The following is a 559-nucleotide window of genomic DNA, read 5'->3' as shown; positions in this document are numbered from 1 at the left end:
CTCGCGAACTTCACGACTCTTTGGCTCAAGCGTTATCCTATTTGAAAATTCAGGTCGCTTTACTAAAGAGAAGCGTGAAAAATCTTCCTGACGAAAAGGCCATAGCTCAAGCCAATCAAGTGATTGCAGAGCTGGATACGGGTTTGTCGGCTGCTTATACCCAGTTACGTGAGCTGTTGACGACATTCCGTCTGACGATCAAAGAAGGCAGTTTTGGCCAAGCGCTGCAAGAGATGGTCGAAACGCTTAATGAGCAAACAACGGCAAAAATTACGTTGAAAAATAGACTTTCATCAACGGAATTAGATGCGCATCAACAAGTCCATTTACTACAGTTGATCAGAGAGGCGGCACTGAATGCGATTAAGCATGCGCAAGCTGACCATATACATATTCAATGTCTTGATTGTGATGGGAAAGTCACAGTAACCGTCTCCGATGACGGGGTAGGCTTTGAACATCAGGACGAAAAAATTAATCATTACGGTATGACGATCATGCAAGAGCGAGCAGCGAGACTGCACGCCGATCTACAGATTGAAGCATCAATGAACAAAGG

The 559-nt window shown here is 44.7% G+C and carries 1 protein-coding gene; it reads left to right on the top strand.

Annotated features, from left to right (window positions below; translation table 11 throughout):
- Positions 1 to 559, top strand: a 559-nt coding sequence (locus R7Q09_RS27470) for a histidine kinase (RefSeq protein WP_318144125.1), incomplete at both ends; no start/stop codon positions are given.

Source organism: Vibrio sp. 2130-1 (assembly GCF_033339515.1).
This window is presented reverse-complemented; position numbering and strand designations above follow the sequence as displayed.